This is a genomic window from Gordonia sp. i37 (genome assembly GCF_002043085.1).
Lineage (GTDB): Bacteria > Actinomycetota > Actinomycetes > Mycobacteriales > Mycobacteriaceae > Gordonia > Gordonia polyisoprenivorans.
Genome location: NZ_MVPX01000239.1, coordinates 1 through 22209 on the forward strand (window position 1 = coordinate 1; position 22209 = coordinate 22209).

Genomic DNA, 22209 nt, shown 5'->3' on the forward strand with positions numbered 1-22209 from the left:
GCGCACGACCGCCGAACTCCTCGACGAACCGCACTATCGGGATGTTCTCGCCGACATGCCGCTCATCGAGATCACCCGCATCGCCGACGGCGACCCCGTCCCGCTGCCCGGAGGGGTCGACCAGCCCCTCGACGGCATCCGGGCGTTGGGCATGGGACATGTGATCGCCGGCGCCGGGGTCGGCCGGGCACTGGCCCTGCACGGCGCCGACGTGCTCAACGTATGGCGTCCCGACGAACTCGAGCACGACGCGACCTATGCCACCGCCAACGTCGGCGTACGGTCATCGACGATCAATCCCTACGACGCCGACGGTGCCGCCCGGATTCGTCGGCTGCTCAACGACGCCGACGTGTTCTACGCGAACCGCCGGCCCGGCTACCTCGACAAGATCGGACTGTCCGCCGATGCCGCCGCCGACGGACATCGCGGGATCGTCTACGCCACCGCCTCTCTCAACGGTGAGCACGGCCCGTGGTCGTCACAGGTCGGATTCGATCAGACCGCGGGCAGCCTGACCGGGATGATGCTGCTCGAGGGCGGGGGCGACAAGCCCAAGCTCCCACCGATTCTCGTCGTCAACGACTACATCGTGTCGTGGTTGCTCACCGCGGGAATCGTCGAAGCCCTCACCCGCCGCGCCCGCGACGGCGGCAGTTACCGGGTGCATGTGTCGCTGACCCGGGCTGCACTCTGGATCATCGGGATGGGTGTGTTCGATCGTGGTTACGCCCACGAGATCGCCGGCACCGATGTCGGCGACGGCACCCATCGTTATCTCGATCCCGAGACCTTCACCGCCGAGACACCGCTCGGGGCGTATCAGGGTGTCACCGACCAGGTCCGGATGAGCCAGACGCCGGGGCGCTACCGCACGGTGCTGGTTCCGCGCGGCTCGTGCCGGCCGGAATGGCTTGCGCGACCGGACTGATCAGACCGGACTGATCAGTAGGCGGATGCCGGGCCGAGAGGAGTGATCCCATGATGTCGTTGCGCCACATCCGGGTGCGCGCGCACCCGGGACTTCCAGGCGTTCTCGCCGTAGGTGCTGAAGATCGGATTGTCCGGGTCCGCCTCGACACCGCGGGACAACGCCGCGAGCTCCGGCGGCAGTTCGATGATCGGGATCGTGGCATCGAGAGCCGGATTCAGGAAGAACGGTATCGAGATACGGTCGGTGCCGGGGCGCGGCGCGCGCACCCGATGCCGGGTCGCGCGCAGGTAACCGCCGGTGGCCACCTCGAGCAGTTCACCGATGTTGACGATGAACGCGCCCGGCTTCGGCGGCACATCGACCCAGGTGCCATCCAGCGTTTCCACCTGCAGCCCTTCGGAATCCGGTTCCACCAGCAGCAGCGTGAGGACACCGGAATCCTTGTGCGCTCCGACGCCCTGGTCCCGGTCGATGCTGCCCGGGTAGCGCACCACCTTGAGCAGGGTCGCCGGACGGTCGGCAAACGCGTCATCGAAGTAGCCGGCCGGCGCTCCGAGTGAGGCCGACCACTGCCGCAGCAGGCGCACGCCCACCTCCGACACCGCGTCGATCCACGCCTCGAACGCCGCACGGAATCCGGCGGGACGCTCCGGCCACAGGTTGGGGCCCTGTAGGTTCCAGTACCCGTGCGCACCGTCGACGACGGGCCGGTCCGGGCCGATGTCGACCTGTTCGCGCCAGTCGACGAGTCCGTTCGTCAACTCACCGCCGAGACGTGAATAACCCCGGAACGCGGGACTGTCCAGCTGGGAGATCCGCCGCTTCTCGGCGTCGGGCAACGCGAAGAACTCACGGGCCAGTCGCAGGACCTCGTCGATCCGCGCCGGCGCGATGCCGTGTCCGACGAGGTAGAAGAATCCGTGCTGGTGGGCGGCCTCGCGCAGCGCGGTCGCGAAGGCCTGCCCGTCGGTGTCGGCTGCGGTGAGGTCGAGGGTGGGCAACATGACTCCATGGTGGCACCCTCACGTGCGCCACGCGGCCCGAGAGACACCTCCGCGATCGTCAGTCGAGCCAACGCCGGCCCGTGCGTAGGTGGGCGGCCCTGGTCGACGGTTCCATGCGCTCGAGATTGGCCACCACGAACGACGACCGGCGGTTGCGGTCGAGAACGTCGCGATGATCGGCGACGAACGTCCAGTACAGGCCGTCCCACTCCGCGCACCACGGTCCCTTGCGGAGGTCGGACATCTTGCGCAGGTAGTTGCTGCCCGAGACGTACGGCTTGGTGGTGATGGCGGTGCCCGCGGCGAACTGGCTCATCCCGTAGACGTTGGGCACCATCACCCAGTCGTAGGCGTCGACGAACATCTCCATGAACCACCGATAGACCTCGTCGGGATGGGTTCGCAAGAGACACATGGCATTACCGAGGATCATCAACCGCTCGATGTGATGCGCCCAGCCGCAGTCCAGGACGTGGCGCACGACACCGTCGACCGGCACGAGCCCGGTCTGCGCCGTCCACCAGCCCGGCGCGAGTGCGCGGCGATGTCCCAGCCGATTGGCGGTCCGCATCGTGCGACCGTGGACCACGTAGGTGGCGCGCATGTACTCGCGCCACCCGATGAGCTGACGGACGAATCCCTCGAGCCCGGCGAGCCCGATCTCGCCCTGCCCGCCGACCTCGAGTGCGCGGCGCAGCACCGTCCGCGGTGACACTAGGCCGATGTTGAGGGCGGGCGTGAGCATGGCGTGGAAGAGGTACGGATTGGTGGTGCTGATGGCGTCCTCGTAGGGGCCGAACCCGGCGAATCGCTCGGCGAGAAAGTCCTCGAACATCTCGCGCGCCCCACGGTGGTCGGTGGCCCACCGAAACGCCCGCGCGTCGCCGGGATTGTCGGGGAACTCCTTCTCGACCCATTCGATGGCCGCGTCGACGTGTTCGTCCGGATCGGGAAACCGCGGCACGGCCACGTCGAGCCTGCGGGGGAGCGGCTTGCGGTTGTCGGCGTCGAAGCTCCAGCGTTTGCCTGCGGGCACGCCTGCGCTGTCCACGAGAATGCCGAGGCGGCGCCGCTGCCACGTGTAGAACTCGCTCATCCGGGCGGTCGGGCCGTCGAAGAATTCGGTGATCTGGCGTCGTGAGGTGAGGAAGTTGGGGCTCTCGGCGGTGGCCTCGGCGTCGAGGTCGATCCCGGCGTCGGCCAGGGCGCCGCACACATCGGCGGCGAGCCAGTCGTCGACGACGTCGTAGAGGTGCACCGACGACGGGCGCAGCCGCCGCACCACAGCGCTCAGGGATTCTCGGCTGGTGGTCGCGGAGTCGGTCTCGATGATCTCGACGTCGAATCCGTGGCGGCGCAGCCGCTGTGCGAACCGGCGCATCGACACACGATGCAGGATCAGCTTCTGCCGGTGGAAGCGGTACTGGCGGAACAGCAGATCGTGCTCGACGAGAACGAACCGCGTGCCGGGCTCGGCGTTCAGATGTGATTCGAACAACTGGTGCGGCATCACCAGGCGCAACTCGGACATCGGTGGATCATCCTCTTCTCGCAGCGGCCGTGACGAGAACCGTCGTTACCGGTACGTCCTTTGCCTGGAGTTCGACGCCTCGCGACATGCGGATCTCTTCGGCCGGTCGCCTCGGCGTGTCGGCGTGGTTGTCCACAGCGGCTCGGACGTGGCGCGGGCCACGATCGGTGGACGTGGGAGACTACCTGGCGGCCCGGCCACCAACCCGACCCCCCGATCGCAACCGAACCCCGACGAGCAACCGAACCCGAGACGAACCCACGAGGCGGCGATGGACAGTGCAACTCAGCCCACGCTCATGCAGGCGTGGGAGACCAACCGATCGATCCAACGATCCGCGGCCGTCCGGCTGTTCGCCGCGACCAACTCCGCGCTCTACGTGACATTGATGGAGCGTCACCTCGACTTCGGGGCGCGCCGGTCGGAAACCGATCTGGCGATCCGGCTCGAACGCGACATGGCCGAACTCGGCGTCGGCGACCAGCCCCACGGCATGGATCTGCTGAAACTGTGGGCCAAGAACGGGTGGCTGCATCGGATGGCCGACCCGGTCGTCGCGACCCAGAACCTGTGCTACCTCACCCCCGAGGCGCGCTCGGTGCTCGATTACATGCGGCGGCTGCGCCGGGAGGACTCGGTGGCCACCGCGGGTTCGATCAACGGCATCGCGGCAGGTTTGCGGCGCGTGGCCGGTCAGGTCAGCGACGACCCCAGCTACATCCGTGAGGACCTCACCCATCAGATCGAGGAACTCGACGCCGAACTCGCCGACCTCGACGCCGGTCGCCGGCGCCGACCGGATCTGCGGGCCGCCGAGGACGAGGCCCGCGCCATCGCCTACCAGATGGAGCAGATCATCTCCGACATCGGGCAGTACGGCAGCATGCTCGACCGCATCACCACCGCGCTCCTCGACGATCCGAACGACTCCGATCTGGCCTATCGGGACCGGCAGCGGCAGATGTTCGACGATTACGAGGCCTTGCTGGAGTCCTCGCAGAGCGCGTCCTATCACGCGTTCACGCACATGATCGGCGACCCGACCCAACGGGCTCGATTGGTCTCCGACATCGAGACCGTCACCGCGCATCTGCCCGCCATCGATCCAGGGTTGCGATCGGTGATGGACAACTTCTTCGTGCTGGTCACCCAGCAGATCGACGAGGTCGGCCGGATCCGTCGCCGCTGCGCGCGTCGGATCCGCCGATTCGTCGCCTCGGGAACCCTCGAGCAGAGCCGCGGTATCGCCCGCCAACTCAACGACGCCCTGGCCACGGCCAACGAACTGCTCACGATCTCTCTCGCCGATCGGCGGCTGGGTTACGAATTGCCGCTGGCCACCCCCGCGCTGACGTCCAACGGGCGTCTCGCGTTCGAGATCCGCACCCCTGAACCCCCGCAACCGGCGGTACCCGCGACAGGGGAGACCGATCTCGATTCGTTCGTTTCGCTGGCCGGCCAGGTCGACACCGTCGAACTCACCGAGGTGGTCAACAACGCGGTCGTCGACGGTCCGGTGGCGTTGTCGGAGGTCATCCATTCCCTCGACGACCCCTATCTCGCCCACGTGATCGTGTTGTGGTCGTGGGCGTTGCGGCAATCGTCGGCCACCGGCGACCCCGTGGCGACCGAGTTCATCCGATTCCGGTCCCTCGACGGCGAGGACCGTCTCATCGAGATTCCCGCCCTGCATTTCACCGAACCCATCCCCACCGCGGAGGTCGACGTCCTGTGACCGATCAGTCAGAACGGTTTCCCGCGAAGGGGTTCAGCGCCGAGGGGTTCAACGCCAAGGGGTTCAGTACCGAGGAGTTCAACGGCTACGACGACCTGCCCGCGGTGAGCCGGACCGCCGTCGAGGAAACAAAGGTCCCCCGCTTCGACGGGGACGTCTCGGCGATGCCCGACCGCGCCTGCTGGGCGTTGCAGAATCTACTCACCCGGCGCTATGTCAGCGGCGACCGCACTCCCCAGCTGTGGTCCTGGATCGTCGAATACCAGGAGTCCCTACGCATCCGGCTGTCCGAACTCGATCTGCGGCTGCGCCTGGTCACCGAACTCGAGGTCGCCTTCGTCGAGCAGGTGGGCTACGACTCCCGTTGGGGTAGAAGACTACTCAAGCGCGAGACGATCCAGGCCTACGACGCGATCCTCGCCCTGCACCTGGCCAAACACATGCGGGCCGCGCGCGAAGATCAGGTATTGATCACCCACGAGGAGATCCACGAACTGTTCGCCGGCGTCTCCAACACCATCGATCGCGACCTCGCCCTGTTCGACAAACGCATCGACAAGGCGATCGACAAGCTCGAGGAACTCGAGTTGCTGCGCCGCCATCGCGACGACCCCGACACCTTCACCGTGAGTCCGGCGATCACCGCGATCATGACGGCATCGGTGATCACCGATCTGCAGCACCAGTTCGAGCAATTCATCGGTGCCGGCGAGGAGGCCGACGCGCAGACGCTCGATCGCTCCGCGCCCGAATCCGGAGACGACGGTTCGGGATACCTCGCCGAGGGCGATCGGGACACCGACGACGGTGACGACACCGAGGATGACGACACGGACGAAGGAGATGACTGGTGAGCGATCGTGTCGACCAGTTCCACCTGTCGCGGTTGCAGTTGATCAACTGGGGCGTCTTCGACGGGTATCATTCGATTCCGTTCAGCGCCAACGGTTCTCTGGTGACCGGCTCGTCGGGCAGCGGTAAGTCCTCGCTTCTGGACGCCATCTCCCTGGCCTTCCTGCCCGACCATCGGCGCAACTTCAACGCCTCCGGCGACGCCACGGCGGCCGGATCGGCGAGTGGTCGGCGGACCGTCGGCAAGTACGTGCGTGGAGCATGGGGCGAGCGGCGCGACGGCGTGAACTCGACGCGCGAGATCATGTACCTGCGCGGCACCGGGCCGGCCTGGGCGGCCATCGCCGTCACCTACACCTCCACCTCGGGTGTGTCGATCACCGGCCTCGTCCTCAAGTGGCTCGCTGCGGGCAAGATGACCGACGCCCACAGCGCCTACTATCTCGCCGACGGCGACGCCGACATCGTCGACGCCTGTAACGAGTGGGCGGCCAACGGGCACAATGCGGCCCGGCTCCGTGAGCGCGGTTGGCGGGGCGGTCCCGGCGAGGGGAAGTACCTCGCGTCGCTGTACTCGCTGATCGGCATCCGCGGCTCCGAGGCCGCCCAGCAGCTGTTGGGAAAGGCCAAGTCGCTCAAGAGCGTCGGCGGGCTGGCCCAGTTCGTCCGTGAGTTCATGCTCGACGAACCGACCAGCATCGCGGGTATCAAGGATGCACTCGAGCAGATCGATCCGCTCGTCGAGGCCCGCGAATTCCTGGACGTCGCACGTCGCAAACGCACCATCCTCGGCAACATCGAGGCCGTCCAGGAACGGTATGCGACCGAGTCGGCGAAGTTCTCGGTGCTCGACACCATCGACAGCGCGACCATCCGTGCCTACGTGACCAACCTGCGGATCCGCAACGCCGAACCCGAGATCGCCGACCTCGACGATCAGATCGCCCGTCTCGACGGCGATCTGGCCGCGCTGACCTCCCAGCACGATCAACTTCGCCAGGATCACAGCCATCTGCTGTCGCGAATCTCCTCCAGCACAGCCGATCTCGCACCACTACAGGAACAGCTCGCCGCGGCCGGCAAAGCGGCGAGCGAGGTGTCGATGCGGCGGGCCTCGTTCGACTCGAAGATGTCGGCGCTCGACGTGGAGATCCCCGAGTCGGCCGAGGACTTCTGGGAGACACGCGAATCCCTCATCGAGGAGGCGACACGGCTCGACGGGCAACTCGAGGCCGGAAAGGGACACTACGCCGAACTGCTGGCCGCGGAGGTCGCAGCTCGGAGCCGCCGCGACGCCGCTGCCGACGAGCTGGCCCGGGTGCGCGAGGCCGGATCGGCGCTGCCGCGCGCCGAGCACGAGATGCGCCGGGTGATCGCCGACGCGTTGCAGCTCGACGACTCCGAATTGCGCTATGTCGCCGAACTCGTCGAACTCGACCCGGAGCAGGAGCGGTGGCGTCCGGCGGTGGAGAAGGTGCTGCGTAACGCCGGTCTGCGATTGCTGGTGCCGGATCGCCATTTCAATGCCGCCCTGCGGTTCGTGAACACCCACGACATGCGTGGGCGGATCCAGTTGCATCATGTCGAGCGCCGCACGGCGGTGCTGCCCGACCCCGGCACGCTGGCCGCGACCCTGCGTCCGGTCGATCCGGAGCACCCGAGCTCGGCGGAAGCCCTGACGCTGCTCGCCCGACTGGGCAATTACGTCTGCGTCGACGATCCGGCCGAATTCGCCGACCATGCCAAGGCGGTCACCGATCGCGGCCTGCGCAAGGACTCCGCGAAGCTGGCCATCAAGGACGACCGGCAGGCACTGCGGCCCTCGCAGTACATCTTCGTCGGCAACGTCGACGCCAAGGTCGCCGCCCTCGGTGAGGAACTCGACCACGAGGACAGCATTCATGCTGCGGCGCGCGAGGCCACCGCCGTCCTCGAACGCGAGCGAGCCGACAAACAACGCCGCCGCGACCTCTACCGCACTGTGTGCGAGCAGTTCACGCAGTGGAGTGAGATCGACGTCGAGTCCGCCGACGATCGCGCCGAGCGGCTCTCGGAGCAGTACGAACTGTTGATGGAAGAGCATCCCGACGTCGAGGCACTGCAACGCAAGGCCGAGGAGATCTGGGAGCAGGTCCGCGCGGCGATCTCCCAGGCCGCGCTCGTGCGTGACCGGATCGCGACCCAGGACGAGCGCCGGACGCAGTTGCTCGATCTCGTCGACCGCCTCAAGGCCGAGGACATCTCCGGTCCCGCACAGGCGGCCCTCGACACGTTCCGTGAGGATTCTGCGGCCACCCTCGATGTGCTCGCACCGGATCCCTACCGCCAGGAACTGATCAAGGCCGTTGGGCGCGACCGGGATCGGATGCGCGCCGATGCGCGTCGCTCCCGGGACGAACTGGCTCGTATCCTCGCGACCTACGACGAGGAGTTCCCCGACGAGATCCCCAACGACAGCAGCGATTTCGACGAGCGCATCTATGACTACGTCGCGTTGTGCCGCCGCATCGACGAGCGGGAGCTACCCGCGGCCTACGAGCGGATGCGCCGGCTCATCACCGAGCAGGCGCCGGGTGCGATCCTCAACCTGCACATGGCCGCCGACGCCGAGGAGCGCCGGATCGTCGAGCAGATCGAGCGGGTCAACACGGGCCTGGGTGCGGTCGCGTTCAATCGTGGCACCCGACTGCGCCTGCAGCCGGGACGCAAGAACCTCGGGGCCGCAGCCGAACTCACCGAAAAGGCGCGTCAGATCGCGGGGCGGTCGACCGCCGTCGCGTTCGGCGATGAGCAGGCCATCCTCGAGCAGTACGCCGACATCCTCCTGCTGCGCGAACGCCTGGCGGGGGCGACCCCGGAGGACCGGCAGTGGACGCGCGACGCGCTCGACGTCCGCAACCGTTTCGACTTCTACTGTGAGGAGCACGACGCCGAGACCGGGGAGACGATCCGCACCTACAGCAATGCCGGCGACAATTCCGGTGGCGAGCAGGAGAAGCTCATGGCCTTCTGTCTGGCCGGCGCATTGAGCTTCAACCTCGCCAGCCCGCATGGCGACGACAACCGACCGATCTTCGCGCAGTTGATGCTCGACGAGGCATTCTCCAAGTCCGACCCGCAGTTCGCCCAGCAGGCGCTCTCGGCGTTCCGCAAGTTCGGCTTCCAGCTGATCATCGTCGCGACCGTGCAGAACACCAGCACCATCCAGCCCTACATCGACAACGTGGTGATGGTGTCGAAGTCCGAGGCGGCCGGTGGTCGCCCGGTGGCGACGGCGACGTCGACCTCGATCGGTGCGTTCTCCGACCTGCGTCGGGCGTCGGGGAAGAACCGGCTGATCTGACCCGAACCCCCGACGCTGGAGGCTAGCGGCCGGCCCCGCGGTATTTGCGGTGGTACTCGGCGTATACGTCGGCGTTCTTCTCCTTCTCCCGACGGGAGACCAGATCGGGATCGAAGCCGTGCTGCGACAACCGGTAACGCCGGTAGACGCGGTTCAGTGCGACCGAGAAGAAGATGTAGGGGATGAGGATGGGCACGGTCATGTTCGCCCGGATCAGCCAGTCGGCCGGCACGAACAACATCGGGACGAGGATGATCACGCAGGGCACGGCCCACCACGCGACCATGCGCAGGGCGGCATACGGACCGGTCAGATCGTTGAAGACCCAGTCGCGCATCGAGTCCGGAAGCTTCGCCCCGTAGTGGTACTTGATGTACTGCAGCCCGTGCGGTCGATCACCGTCGCGGCCGGAACCGGATGTCGTCGAGGTGTCCTGCGACGCACGCGATGTCGCAGCACGGCGGTTCGTGTCAACCATGGGGGTTCCTCTTGTCGGTGACCGGTCTTTGTACCCGAGTTTCCCAGACCGACGATCCGGACGATACTCCGGTATACGGCTTCATGAAATCGAGTAATCGATGAACCACTAATCAGTAGTGCACGACTGAATTGTACGCCGTGTACGCGCGGGGACGCCACGACGGTCCGGCGGAGGACGTCACCGCGCGCGACAACTCAGCGCGCGACATCTCAGCGCGCAAGCGGGCTGTAGAACACCAGCCCGTTGCCCTTGTTGTCGTAGACCACCGCGCGCCGTTCGTGCGCGTCGTCGTAGGGGCCCTTGACGATGCCGCCACCGCTGGCCTCGATCGCCCTGGCGGCCGCGTCGACGTCGGCGGTCTTGATCCCGACCACGACCTGTCCGGGAATCGGATGATCGACCTCGGTGGCCAGGGCCAGGGTGACCGGCCCGCCGTCGAGGGCTGCGAAATGCGCGCCGTCGCGGAATTTCAGTGTCATACCAAGCGATTCGCCGTAGAACTTGATCGACTCGTCGAGGTCGTCGGTGGACAGGATGATCATCTTCACTTCGTGGTCACTCATCGAGAACTCCTCATCGTCGGGGTTCTCTCAGCGTAGGTCGGGCGACGGCGGCCGGGATGAGTCGGTGGTCCCTGATCGGGTCATCTTCAGGCCGGCGACCGCCGCGACGATACCCGCGATGAAGAGCAACTTGGCGACCGAAACCCCCTCGCTACCGGTGACCATGGAATACGTCACGGTCAGCGTCGCCCCGACACCGACCCATACCGCGTAGGCGGTGCCGATCGGCAGCGACGAGGCGGCCCAGCCGAGTCCGGCCATACTCAGCGCGAGCCCCACCAGGAACACCGCGACAGGCACCGGTTCGGTGAATCCGTTGGACCGGTCCAGGGCCACCGCCCACACCGCCTCGCACACGGCCGAAGCCAGCAGGATCAACCAGGCCATGTCAGCTCACCGCCTTGAGACCGACGACGCAGCCGACGAGGAGCACGAGAAGCCCGACTCGCACGACAGTCGGCCGTTCCTGTCCCGTGACGACACCCCAGACGACGGTCAGAACCACACCGATGCCCACCCACACCGTGTACGCGGTGCCCAGCGGCAACGACGTCAGCGCGAGAGCGAGTCCGAGCATGCTGAGCGTCAGGGCAACCACGAAGACCACCACCGGCAGTGGCTGTCGAAACCCTCGTGACGCCGACAGTGCAGCCGCCCACACGGCTTCGAGTACGCCGGAAATGATGAGAATGAGCCAGGCCATGGCGACCGACCTCCACTTTCGTGGCAGTCTTGTCGCTCGGCGGGTACTGCTCCCTCGTCCGCGGTCCTGGAATGGACTCCGATGTCCACGGTAGCAACGACGTCAACTCCCGGCGTTCACGCGAGAATTTCAGGCGCCGGGTTTTCCGGGGTCGGCGGTGTGGCGAGTCCCTCGTTCACCCATCCAGACCGCGACGACCAGCGTGACGAAACAGATCGCGGAGCCGACCACCACGGCGACGAGCGCCGTGACGCCCGCGTCTGCGCCATGTCCCACCAGCGAACCGGCAACGGCACCGACCACGAATTGCAGGGCACCCAGCAATGCGGCTGCCGCGCCGGCTCGTTCGGGGTGTCGTTGCAGTGCCAGCGCGGTGACGCTGGGGCCGATGATGCCCCACGACGAAGCGATCAGGGCGAATCCGAGAAGGAGCGGGATCAGCGCGCCGCTGCTGCCGGCGCCGATCATCGCCACCGAGGCGACGACCAGTACCCCTGCACCGCAGGCCATCTGACGGACCGGATCGGCGAACCGCACCCACCGTGCACACGCCATCAGGCACAGCCCGTTGATCGCGAATACCGCGGAGAACACGGCAGGCGGGCACCCGTGCACGACCTGCAGTGCGAACGGCGAGCCGGTGATGTAGGCGAACAACGACCCGAATCCTGCTGCGCCCGTACCGATCACGAGTAGGAATCGCAGGTCGCCGAACAGGACACGGTAGGAGACGAAGGCACCTCCCGGGCCACCGGCGGTTCGGCGATCGGTCGGTAGGGACTCGCCGACCCAGGCCGCCGTCGAGATCACGAGTAACGCGCCGATCACCGCCAGCACGGCGAAGACCGTCCGCCACGTGCCGACCAGGAGGATCGCACTGCCCAGCAGCGGGGCGATGACGGGCCCGAGGCCGACGACCACGGTCAGGACGGCGAAGACCGACACCAACCGCGGACCGCTGCAGCGGTCGCGCACCACCGCGCGGGCGATCACCACACCCGCCGAGCCACCCAGCGCCTGCAGCAGGCGACAGACGACGAGTACCGACACGCTGGGAGCAAAGGCGCAGGCGACCGAGGCGACGGTGAACAGCACCAATCCGGCGAGGAGAGGTCGGCGGCGGCCGAACCGGTCCGAGAGCGGACCCATGACGAGTTGACCGAGGCCGAGCCCGATCATCGACACCACCAGGGTGGCCTGCGCCCCGGCCGGCGTCGTCGACAGATCGGTGGCCGCCTCGGGTAGGGCGGGCAGATAGAGATCGGTGGAGATCGGTCCGAACGCCGACAAGGCACCGAGGACCACGAGCAGTCGGCCGCGAACGCCCGACGTGTCCGGGATTCCGTCGGTTCCCGCCGTGGACCTCCCGATGCCTGCCATGAAACTCACTGTAGGAGGGGCGCAGAGCACCCCGTAACCGAGTACCTCCGACCCGGAGTCATCGACGCCATCGTCAATACCCGCTTTACTGGTGTGGTGACTCTTGCTCTCCGGACTCCCGGAAATACGCGCCGAACGATGGTTCTGGTGATGATCGCGGCGGCGATGATCGTCGCGTGGTCGATCGCCGCGCCGCATGCACACGCGGACGAGGGAGCAGGAGGCCTCGATCCGGTCCTCGGCACCGCATATGCGCAGGCGTCGGCGGCAGCCCGCGCCGACGGCGTCCCCCTGCACATCACCTCTGGCGCGCGGACGCCGCCCGGCAGCAACAACTGTGGGACGAGGCGATCGCCACCTACGGCAGTCCGGCGCAGGCTCGCCGGTGGGTGTTGCCACCGTCGGAGTCGACGCATGTCGGGGGTCATGCCATCGACGTCGGACCGCAGGCCGGTGCCCGGTGGCTGCAGGTCAACGGCTTCCGCTGGGGCCTGTGCCGCACCTTCGACAACGAGTGGTGGCACTTCGAGGTCGCGACCATTCCGGGCGCTCCGTGCCCACCCATGTGGCCGGATGCGGCCGCACGGATCGACGCGCATCGGGGTGCATGATCATGACGACCTCCCCACCGCCCGGGATTTGCGACGATGGACAGATGTCAGAGCTGACGTATGAGGAGTTCGGCCGCCGTTTCTTCGAGGTGGCCGTCACCGAGAAACGGGTGGGGAGCGCCTTCTCGGCGATCACCGGCGACTCCTTCGACGTGGGGCCGATCCCGTCGGGACCCGGCGGGATCGCCAAGGTCCAAGCCCGTGTCAGTATCGACGAGCCGCAGATCATCCGCGACATCTCCGAGCTGATCACCTTCACCGTGCGCATTCCGCTGTCGATCCGGCTGCTGGTCGATCTCAAGGTCGATCGCATCCGCTACGACGTCGACGGGTCGGTGCGGCTCGCACTCACCGCCCGCGCGGTCGAACCCCTGCAACTCCACATCGACGTCACCCCGCCGCGTCCCGCGGATGTGACGGTGGGCGTCGCCTCCCGCAATCTGCGAGGCGAGATCATCCGGCTCGTCGCGCAGGTCGACGACGAGATCAAGCGCTTCATCGCCCGCGATGTGGCCGCCCGGATCGAGGATCCGGAGGTCACCAGCGCCCGGACCATCGACGTCGAGGCCGAGCTCGGCCGGGCCTTCGAGTCCATGTGAGACCGAGTCCATGTGAGGCGCAAGCCCTTCCACGGGGCCGGCATATGCCGGTGGTGAACGACCAGAGCCCCGATCCCCGGTGCGATACCGGGAAACGGGGCTCGTCAGGAACGTGACCGGCCGGTGACGCGTCAGCCGCGCACGGACTCCAGCGCCGAGTTCAATGTCGCGCTCGGGCGCATCACCTTGTCGGTGAGATCGTTGTCGGGGGCGTAGTAGCCACCGATGTCGACCGCGGTGCCCTGGACGTCGTTGAGTTCGGCGACGATGGTCTGTTCGTTCTCCTCGAGCGTCTTGGCAAGCGGCGCAAAGTACTTCGCCAGATCCGCATCCTCGGTTTGTTCCGCGAGCGCCTTCGCCCAATACAGCGCGAGGTAGAACTGGCTGCCCCGGTTGTCGAGTTCACCGGTGCTGCGTGAGGGGCCCTTGTTGTTCTCCAGCAGCTTGCCCGTCGCGGCGTCGAGCGCCTTGGCCAGCACCTTCGCCTTCGGGTTGTCGTTCTTGCGTCCGAGATCCTCGAGACTGACCGCGAGCGCCAGGAACTCGCCGAGCGAATCCCACCGCAGGTGGTTCTCCTCGATGAGCTGCTTGACGTGCTTGGGAGCCGAGCCACCCGCACCGGTCTCGTAGAGCCCGCCACCGGCCATCAGCGGCACGATCGAGAGCATCTTGGCGCTCGTTCCGAGCTCCAGGATCGGGAACAGGTCGGTGAGGTAGTCGCGCAGGATGTTGCCGGTCGCGGAGATGGTGTCGAGGCCGCGGATGAGGCGTTCCATCGTGTACCGGATAGCCCGTACCTGCGACATGATCTGGATGTCGAGGCCCTCGGTGTCGTGATCCTTCAGGTAGGTGTGCACCTTGGTGATCAGTTCGTTCTCGTGCGGACGGTACGGATCGAGCCAGAACACCACCGGCATACCGGATTCCCGGCTGCGGGTGACGGCGAGCTTGACCCAGTCGCGGATCGGCGCGTCCTTGACGATGCACATGCGGAAGATGTCACCCTCTTCGACGTCCTGGGACAGCAGCACCTCGCCGGTCGCGAGATCGGTGATGTTGGCGACGCCGTCGGTGGGGATCTCGAAGGTCTTGTCGTGCGACCCGTACTCCTCGGCCTTCTGCGCCATCAGACCGACGTTGGGCACGGTGCCCATGGTGGTGGGATCGAACTGCCCGTTGGTCTTACAGAAGTTGATCATCTCCTGATAGATGCGGGAAAAGGTCGACTCGGGATTGACGGCCTTGGTGTCCTTGGGCCGGCCGTCGGCGCCATACATCTTGCCGCCGGCGCGGATCATGGCCGGCATGGACGCGTCGACGATGACGTCGCTGGGGGAGTGGAAGTTGGAGATGCCGCGCGCCGAGTCGACCATCGCGAGCTCCGGGCGATGTTCGTGGCAGGCGTGCAGATCGTCGATGATCTCTTCCTTCTTCGACGCCGGCAACGACTCGATCTTCGAATACAGATCCGAGAGGCCGTTGTTGACGTTGACGCCCAATTCGTCGAAGAGCTCGCCGTGCTTGGCGAACGCCTCCTTGTAGAAGGTGCGCACCGCGTGACCGAACACGATGGGGTGACTGACGCGCATCATGGTGGCCTTGACGTGCAGGGAGAACATGACGCCGGTCTTGTAGGCGTCCTCCATCTGCTCTTCGTAGAACTCGATGAGCGCCTTCTTGCTCATGAACATGCTGTCGATGACGTCGCCGGCGTCGAGATGCACCTTCGGCTTGAGTACGATCGTCTCGCCTGCGGCGGTGATCAGTTCCATCTTCACGTCGCGGTCGGCGTCGAGGGTCATCGACTTCTCGCCGTGGTAGAAGTCGCCGTGCCGCATGTGCGCGACGTGCGTGCGCGAGGCCATCGACCACTCGCCCATGCTGTGCGGATGCTTGCGCGCGTACTCCTTGACCGCCTTGGGCGCTCGACGGTCCGAGTTACCTTCGCGCAGAACGGGATTGACTGCGCTGCCGAGGCATTTGGTGTAGCGATCCCGGATCGCGCGCTCCTCGTCGGTCTTCGGGTTGCCCGGGAAATCGGGGATCTTGTAGCCCTTGTCCTGCAGCTCCTTGATGGCGGCGGTCAGCTGCGGCACCGACGCGCTGATGTTGGGGAGCTTGATGATGTTGGTGTCGGGATCCTGGGTCAGCCTGCCGAGTTCGGCGAGGTTGTCGGGAACCTTCTGTTCGTCGCTCAGGTAATCAGAGAACTCGGCCAGCACGCGGGCGGCGACGGAGATGTCGGAGGTCTCGACGTTGATGTCGGCGGCGTCGGCGAATGTCCTGATGATCGGGAGAAAAGCGTGCGTCGCCAGCATGGGCGCTTCATCGGTCAGCGTGTAGATGATGGTCGGTTTCTCCGCGCTCATATCTGCCTTACTCTCCAGTCGTGGTCACGCAGCGCCCGGATTCGTGTTGTCCGGGCGGTACCAGTATCGCGGGCCGGCGACATCGGCGCGTGTTGACGCGTTCGGTGGAGCCACAGTGCCCACGGCCCTCGGGTCCGGGCCAGTTCCGAGCTTACGACCCCGGCCCGGGTTACCGTCACGTCACAGGCGAACGCGACATGCGACGAGAATCACACGACCTGCTGACTTCACGGAGGAGTGAAATTCGATGACCGACGCCGTCCCGCCCCGCGACGTCTACACACACGGGCACCCGTCGGTGGTCGTGTCCAGCCACGCGGCCCGCACGGCGACGAGTTCGGCCGCCTACCTGATACCGCTCCTGCGGCCCGGACTCGACCTACTCGACGTCGGGTGCGGACCGGGCAGCATCACCGTCGATCTGGCCGAACTCGTGGCCCCGGGTCGTGTTCGCGGCGTCGAGATCACCGATGCGCCACTGGGTCGGGCGCGGGAGCTCGCGACCGAACGCGACGTGGCGGTCGAGTTCGCGGTGGACGACGCATACCGACTCTCCGACGCCGACGACAGCGTCGACGTCGCACACGCCCACCAGGTTCTCCAGCATCTGTCCGACCCGGTGGCGGCGTTACGCGAGATGCGTCGGGTCACCCGAACCGGCGGGGTGGTCGCCGTCCGCGACGCCGACTACGCAGGGTTCCACTGGTGGCCGGCCGACGAGCGCCTCGATGCCTGGCTCGATCTCTACCGCGCCGTGGCCCACGGCAACGGCGCCGAGCCCGACGCCGGTCGGCACCTACTCGCCTGGGTCCACGAGGCGGGTTTCACCGAGGTCACGCCGTCGGCGTCGGTGTGGTGCTACGCCACCCCGGCCGAACGGAAGACCTGGGGCGAGATGTGGGCGCAGCGAATCCACTCCGACGTCGGCCGGATGGCTGTCGAACGCGGGCTGTCGAGTCCGTCGGACCTCGACGCGATCGCCGCGGCCTGGTTGCAGTGGGCGGCGCACCCCGACGGCTGGCTCGTCATCCCTCACGGGGAGATCCTCGCCCGCGCGTGAGCTCCCGTGCGCCGGGGTTGTGGTACGCGGGAGCCTCAGAGCATCGTGGCGACCTCGTCGGCGATCGCCAAACACGAGGTCAGGCCCGGTGATTCGATTCCGAACAGGTTGATCAGGCCGGGCACTCCGTGGTCGGCGGCGGTCTGGAACACGAAATCACCGGCCGCGTGCCCGGGGCCGGTGACCTTGGGTCTGATGCCGCAGTAGTCCGGTTGCAGTGCACCGTCGGGGAGTCCGGGCCAGTAACGGCGAATCGCGCTCTCGAACTCACCGACCCGCGTCCCATCGACGCGATAGTCGACCTCATCGACCCATTCGACGTCGGGCCCGAACCGGGCACGGCCACCGAGATCGAGCGTGAGATGTACGCCGAGACCGCCGTCCACCGGAACCGGGTAGATGAGTCTGCTGAACGGCACCGACCCGTGCGCCAGCGAGTAGTAGTTGCCCTTGGCGAGGTATTTGGCCGGCAGGAACTCCTGTGCGAACCCGGTCAGTGATGCGGCGACGTCCCACGCGCGCAGCCCCGCGCAATTCACGACCGCATGGCAACGCACGTCGCCGGATCCGTCGATGTCCAGCGACAGCGAGCCGTCGGCGCCGACCGATCCGGCGAGCACCGGGCTACGGACCACCACCACTGTCCCGGCCTGCTCGGCGTCGATACGCAACGCCCGCATGAGGCCGTGCACGTCGATGATCCCGGTGGACGGCGAGAGCAGACCGGCGCTCGCGTGAAGGGCCGGCTCGAGATCGGCGAGTTCGGAGCCGTCGACGCGACGCAGGTCGGTGACACCGTTGGCGTGCGCCTGCGCGGCGATCCGCTGTAGCGCCGGCTCCTGGTCCGCAGTGGTCGCCACGATCAGCTTGCCGAGCCGCTCATGGGCCACGCCCCGATCCCGGCAGTAACGGTAGAGCGCATCGCGACCGGCCACACACAACCGGGCCTTGCGGGTTCCGGTGGGGTAGTAGATGCCGGCGTGGATGACCTCGGAGTTTCGCGAACTGGTCTGTGTCCCAATCGAATCCTCGGCCTCGAAGACCACCATGTTGCGACCTGCGAGGGCGAGGCGGCGGGCCACCGCCAGTCCCACGACCCCCGCGCCGATGACCGCGCAGTCGATCTGTTCGGTCACCGATGCGTTGCCGAACTCAGTCGGCGTCGTCGATGCGGAAACCGACCTTCAGCGTCACCTGCGTGTGCGCGATCGCGCCGTCGACGACGTGCCCGCGGGGGCCGACGACCTCGAACCATTCGACGTTGCGGGTCGTCTGCGACACCCGGGCGATGGCGTTGGCGATCGCCGCGTCCGAACCCTCCGACGAGGAACCGACAACTTCGACGACGCGGTATGTGTGCTCACTCATGGCCCGATTCTGGCACGGCTGGGTGTCGCGGTGACCGGACTCGGCCGATCCGGGGCGATTCCGTGTTGCGGGTAGGGTTCTGCTGACCGCGCCGACGCCCGCAAAGGATGTACTGATGACCGACCTCAGCAGTCCGCTGAGCTTCACCCATGGCCCGTCATGGAACAACCGGGTCGGGTTGGCGCCACTGACCAATCTGCAGAGCAACGACGACGGAACCCTGTCCGACGACGAGTTCCGCTGGCTGGTGCGGCGAGCCGACGGCGGATTCGCGATGGTCATGACGTGCGCCGCCTACGTCAGCCGTGACGGGCAATCGTTTCCCGGCCAGCTCGGGGTCTCCGACGACGCCCACCTGCCCGGGCTGACCCGGCTGGCCGCGGCGATCTCCGACGCCGGCGCGGTGGCATCGATTCAGTTACAACACGGAGGGCGGCGCGCGGACCCGTCGCTGTCGGGACTGCCGGCTGTCGCGCCCTGGGACGATTCCGAGAAGGGCGCCTCCGCGCTGTCGACCGACGGTGTCGAGCGGATCGTCCGCGACTTCGTCTCCGCAGCGATCCGCGCCGAGCGCGCCGGCTTCGATGGCGCCGAAATCCATGGCGCACATGGCTATCTCCTCGCACAGTTCCTCGACTCCCGCCACAATGAGCGGACCGATCGGTACGGCGGCAGCGCGTCGAACCGATTCCGGATCATCCACGAGATCCTCGACGGAATCCGCGCGGCCACCGGCCCGGATTTCCAACTCGGACTGCGGCTCTCGCCCGAGCGCTACGGGATCGTCCTCGACGAGTCGCGAGCGCTTGCCGGTGAGGTGCTCGCCGAGGGCACCCTCGACTACCTCGACATGTCGCTGTGGAACGCATTCAAACACCCCTACGAGCCCCACCATCAGGATCGTCGACTGATCGACCACTTCACCGACCTCGACCGGGGTTCCACCCGACTCGGCGTGGCCGGCAAGATCCTCGACGCCGCCGGCGCACGCGAATGCCTCTCCCGTGGAGCCGATTTCGTCCTGATCGGTACCGGCGGCATCCTGCATCACGATTTTGCGCGCCGGGCCATCGCCGACGCCGACTACCGCGCGGTGTCGACGCCGGTGCACGTCGATCACCTGACGGCGGAATCGGTGGGTCCGCGATTCGTCGATTACCTCGCCGATCGCTGGGACGACTTCGTCATCCGGTAGTCGTCATCCGGTAGCTGCGGTCTACCGATTCCTGAGCAGATGGTGGTCGTCGTGAAGCCATCGGGCGAATTCGTCGCCGTCCATCTCGGTGGCGTGCAGACGGGGGAGGGCATGCCGGTCGTCGCCCACGGTCGCGGGCAATGACACGCTCGTACAGCCGACGTCGATCCCACTGTCGCGCACGATATCCCGCGCGCTCGCGTCGAGTCGGCCGAACGGGTAGGCGAAGTGGTCCGCCGGGCCGCCACGCAGTTCCTCCACCATCCGGTGGCCGCCGGTGATCTGTGCGTGCTGACGGGACGGGTCGGCGTCGGTGAGCGAGACGTGGTCGAGGGTGTGGCTGCCGAGGTTGATCAGGGGGTGGGCGGCGAGTTCGGCGAGTTGGTCGGCGGTGACGGGCAGGCGGGCGGCGACCGGTGGCTGCACCGGCGCCTCGGACCACTGCAGGAGAGCGTCCACCGCATCGTCCTGTGCTGCGGGCTCGAGAAGCACGATCGCGTCCCACAATGTGCGGAACAGGGTCTGTCGTGCGGTCACCGGTGGTGCGGCGTCGGCCCGCCACCCCTCGAGTCGTGCTGCGTCGTCCGGTGTGTCGTCGACGATGAAGCGCCGGGGGGCGTCACCGAAGGTCCACCGCAGTTCCGCGGGTAGCGCGGGCGGGTCGAGGATGGCGCGTTGCACAGCATCCCACCAGAACTCGCGCGTCCGGCCGACGGCGTTGCCGACCACGAAGATCGTCGCCGGGATCTCGAACCGCTCGAGGATCGGCAGGGCCGCGGTGAGGTTGTCGGCGTATCCGTCGTCGAAGGTCACCGCGAGGTGTGCACCGTCGGTTGTGTAGGCGCGGTCGTCGGCGAAGGCATCGAGCCCGACCGCCGCGCGGGCGGCCGCGAGGACCTCCATGTGATCGGCAAAGGCCTTGGGGGACACGCAGATCGCCCATGGGTCGCACCGCTGCACGCAGACGCAGTGATACATCAGGATGCCGCCCCGCGGACGGAGCCGCCGAACCCGCGAGCGCAGCGCCCCGAGAACGGCCCTACTTCTCGACATGAAACCAGGTCTCGCTGCCACCGGTGTCGGTCTCGACGGTCTCGGTGCGGACCGTCATGCCGTCGAAGTGGGCGAGGAATTCCTCCCGCGGGAGTTGCAGGGTGGGTACGAGTTGTTCGTTGTCCAGCCGTAACTCGCTGTCGCCCAGTGGAACCGATAGCATCACGGTCAACCGGCCGCCGGTGCGGGCAACAGCGTTGCGCAGGATGCGGCGCCAGGCCCAGGTGTGCTCGAGTACATGGGGGAGCACGATCGAGTAGGCCGGGATGGTGCGATCCTCGAGCTCATGCACGGTGAGTGCACCCCAGTCGGCGACCGGTGAGGCCCCGCCGGTGGTACCGAGGAACTCGGCGATCGAGCCGTACCGCGGGTCGGTCAGGTCCAGCACTGACCCGGCCGGTGCGTCGATTGCCGGGCGATGCCGCTGATCGAGATCCCCCTTACGGGCGGCGACGGTGAGGATCACCGGATACTCGGGGTCGACCACATCGAGCTCGGAGCAACGCAGCTCGTCCTGCGCCAAACCTTGCAGAAATGCGGTGGCCGACAAGACATTTCCGTGCGCCCGCGCATCGACGTTGCCCGGCGGGAACGCCGTGTCGAACAGTCGTTGCATCGACAGTCGGGTGAAAGACCAGTACCACGTCGAGTTCCACACCGGGTCGGCGACCTGACTGATGCCCGGTGCCGTGCACAGCAGCACGCCACCCGGTGCGAGAAGTCGGTACAGGGTGCGCACCGTCGCACGCAGATCGAAGATCATCTGCAGGGTCTGGGTGAGGATGATGCAGTCGTAGGTGTTGCTCGGCACCTGGGGCGCGTCGGTGAGGTCGGCGACGTACGTCGCGTCGGCGCCGTCGGAGACGTGGAGCATGTCCGACCGGGTGACGCCCTGGCCGAAGCGCTCGGTATAGGTGCGTTCGCCGATCTCGAGAACAGATCCCGTGATCAGCCGTCCGTGCTCGGCCAGGAAATTCTCGATGTAGTACCGGTCGACGGGACGTCCACGCGCCGAACCGTATTCGCGACAGATCGGTTGGGTTCGGCGCAGATCACCGAAGCGCACACGGCCGACCCGCGGGCGTTGCCGGCGCTCGTTGAGCACCCGGATGGCACGTCGATAATTGTCCTCGCCGAGTACCGCACGCGCCATCGACGTCCTGGTGGTCTGCTGCACCATCTCCGTGTCCGTTCCATGGGTGTCGGGGCGGAGCCGCGTCGTGGCGGACATGCCACACCGAACCACCCGCCCTGTGAGTTAGGTTAGGGTATCCTGTGAACCACGCGGTGGTGGCGTCGGGCCCGGGATCGGACGAAACACCCGTCGTCGGCACCAAGCCGAGCGAACGCTCCCGCGGCATCCGTGCCGCGCTCTACTGTGTGATGGGGAACACCAAGCGCGACCGGGGCGCACGCGGAGTTGGCGTG

Annotated in this window: 19 protein-coding genes, 1 pseudogene and 1 riboswitch; of the genes and pseudogenes, 8 read left to right on the top strand and 12 right to left on the bottom strand. The window is 67.0% G+C overall.

Going from position 1 to position 22209, the window contains the following annotated elements:
• Window positions 1–931: CoA transferase (locus tag B1964_RS10835; protein ID WP_172398810.1), on the top strand; the 931-nt coding region annotated here is incomplete at its 5' end.
• A 14-nt stretch (window positions 932–945) separates the two neighbouring features.
• On the opposite strand, the gene B1964_RS10840 is transcribed toward B1964_RS10835, so the two are convergent.
• The gene (locus B1964_RS10840; protein ID WP_020171296.1) at window positions 946–1938 is read right to left on the bottom strand and encodes a 2-oxoglutarate and iron-dependent oxygenase domain-containing protein; all 993 of its coding nucleotides are present in this window, start codon (window positions 1936–1938) and stop codon (window positions 946–948) included.
• Window positions 1939–1996: 58 nt separating this feature from the next.
• Window positions 1997–3469 (bottom strand): cryptochrome/photolyase family protein, encoded by a 1473-nt coding sequence (locus B1964_RS10845; protein ID WP_079929742.1) that lies wholly within the window; start codon window positions 3467–3469, stop codon window positions 1997–1999.
• 271 nt (window positions 3470–3740) lie between these two features.
• Between B1964_RS10845 and B1964_RS10850 the strand changes: the two genes are divergently transcribed.
• The 3 genes from B1964_RS10850 to B1964_RS10860 are packed head-to-tail and all read left to right on the top strand — an operon-like array spanning window position 3741 to window position 9399.
• Window positions 3741–5204 carry a DUF3375 domain-containing protein gene (locus tag B1964_RS10850; RefSeq protein ID WP_043456447.1) on the top strand — a complete coding sequence of 488 codons (1464 nt, stop codon included), beginning with the start codon at window positions 3741–3743 and terminating at the stop codon, window positions 5202–5204.
• Complete coding sequence (locus tag B1964_RS10855) at window positions 5201–6058, top strand: DUF4194 domain-containing protein (RefSeq protein ID WP_079929743.1); 858 nt, start codon at window positions 5201–5203, stop codon at window positions 6056–6058. Before B1964_RS10850 ends, B1964_RS10855 begins: the two co-directional genes overlap by 4 nt.
• The gene (locus tag B1964_RS10860; protein WP_020171293.1) at window positions 6055–9399 is read left to right on the top strand and encodes an SbcC/MukB-like Walker B domain-containing protein; all 3345 of its coding nucleotides are present in this window, start codon (window positions 6055–6057) and stop codon (window positions 9397–9399) included. Before B1964_RS10855 ends, B1964_RS10860 begins: the two co-directional genes overlap by 4 nt.
• Window positions 9400–9421: 22 nt before the next feature.
• On the opposite strand, the gene B1964_RS10865 is transcribed toward B1964_RS10860, so the two are convergent.
• The 5 genes from B1964_RS10865 to B1964_RS10885 all read right to left on the bottom strand — a co-directional run bounded on the left by B1964_RS10865 (window position 9422) and on the right by B1964_RS10885 (window position 12526).
• Window positions 9422–9877: a DUF5313 family protein gene (locus B1964_RS10865; protein WP_006372758.1), complete on the bottom strand. Its 456-nt coding sequence runs from the start codon at window positions 9875–9877 to the stop codon at window positions 9422–9424.
• Between the two features lie 212 nt (window positions 9878–10089).
• On the bottom strand, window positions 10090–10443 hold the full coding sequence (locus B1964_RS10870) for a VOC family protein (RefSeq protein ID WP_020171292.1): 354 nt from the start codon (window positions 10441–10443) through the stop codon (window positions 10090–10092).
• 27 nt (window positions 10444–10470) lie between these two features.
• Window positions 10471–10830, bottom strand: coding sequence for a multidrug efflux SMR transporter (locus tag B1964_RS10875; RefSeq protein WP_014360079.1), 360 nt, complete (start codon window positions 10828–10830; stop codon window positions 10471–10473).
• Window position 10831: 1 nt separating this feature from the next.
• Window positions 10832–11146, bottom strand: a complete 315-nt coding sequence (locus B1964_RS10880; protein WP_006372755.1) for an SMR family transporter — start codon at window positions 11144–11146, stop codon at window positions 10832–10834.
• 17 nt (window positions 11147–11163) lie between these two features.
• Window positions 11164–11228, bottom strand: a riboswitch (guanidine-III (ykkC-III) riboswitch).
• 47 nt (window positions 11229–11275) lie between these two features.
• Window positions 11276–12526: a multidrug effflux MFS transporter gene (locus B1964_RS10885; protein ID WP_026920123.1), complete on the bottom strand. Its 1251-nt coding sequence runs from the start codon at window positions 12524–12526 to the stop codon at window positions 11276–11278.
• 138 nt (window positions 12527–12664) lie between these two features.
• Here B1964_RS10885 and B1964_RS10890 point away from each other — a divergent pair.
• Together B1964_RS10890 and B1964_RS10895 are read left to right on the top strand one after the other, a co-directional pair.
• Window positions 12665–13137, top strand: a pseudogene (locus tag B1964_RS10890) (M15 family metallopeptidase).
• A gap of 44 nt (window positions 13138–13181) precedes the next feature.
• Entirely contained in the window at window positions 13182–13736 is a 555-nt protein-coding gene (locus tag B1964_RS10895) for a hypothetical protein (protein ID WP_026920122.1), read from the top strand.
• Between the two features lie 131 nt (window positions 13737–13867).
• Here B1964_RS10895 and B1964_RS10900 read toward each other — a convergent pair whose 3' ends face one another.
• Window positions 13868–16105: an NADP-dependent isocitrate dehydrogenase gene (locus tag B1964_RS10900; RefSeq protein WP_006372751.1), complete on the bottom strand. Its 2238-nt coding sequence runs from the start codon at window positions 16103–16105 to the stop codon at window positions 13868–13870.
• Window positions 16106–16352: 247 nt separating this feature from the next.
• Here B1964_RS10900 and B1964_RS10905 point away from each other — a divergent pair, with 247 nt between their 5' ends.
• A complete protein-coding gene (locus B1964_RS10905; protein ID WP_079929744.1) occupies window positions 16353–17165 on the top strand; it encodes a methyltransferase domain-containing protein in 813 nt (270 codons plus the stop codon).
• Between the two features lie 35 nt (window positions 17166–17200).
• On the opposite strand, the gene B1964_RS10910 is transcribed toward B1964_RS10905, so the two are convergent.
• Both B1964_RS10910 and B1964_RS10915 read right to left on the bottom strand, forming a co-directional pair.
• Window positions 17201–18301, bottom strand: a complete 1101-nt coding sequence (locus tag B1964_RS10910; protein ID WP_079929745.1) for an NAD(P)/FAD-dependent oxidoreductase — start codon at window positions 18299–18301, stop codon at window positions 17201–17203.
• Window positions 18302–18317: 16 nt separating this feature from the next.
• Window positions 18318–18533 carry a dodecin gene (locus tag B1964_RS10915; RefSeq protein WP_079929746.1) on the bottom strand — a complete coding sequence of 72 codons (216 nt, stop codon included), beginning with the start codon at window positions 18531–18533 and terminating at the stop codon, window positions 18318–18320.
• 115 nt (window positions 18534–18648) lie between these two features.
• On the opposite strand from B1964_RS10915, the gene B1964_RS10920 reads away from it, so the two are divergent.
• Window positions 18649–19728, top strand: a complete 1080-nt coding sequence (locus B1964_RS10920; protein WP_079929747.1) for an NADH:flavin oxidoreductase — start codon at window positions 18649–18651, stop codon at window positions 19726–19728.
• 21 nt (window positions 19729–19749) lie between these two features.
• Here the strand turns inward: B1964_RS10920 and B1964_RS10925 are convergent, their stop codons facing one another.
• Both B1964_RS10925 and B1964_RS10930 read right to left on the bottom strand, forming a co-directional pair.
• On the bottom strand, window positions 19750–20781 hold the full coding sequence (locus tag B1964_RS10925) for a polysaccharide deacetylase family protein (protein ID WP_253193954.1): 1032 nt from the start codon (window positions 20779–20781) through the stop codon (window positions 19750–19752).
• Window positions 20768–21961, bottom strand: a complete 1194-nt coding sequence (locus tag B1964_RS10930; RefSeq protein WP_172398811.1) for a methyltransferase domain-containing protein — start codon at window positions 21959–21961, stop codon at window positions 20768–20770. Before B1964_RS10930 ends, B1964_RS10925 begins: the two co-directional genes overlap by 14 nt.
• Window positions 21962–22209 lie beyond the last annotated feature (248 nt).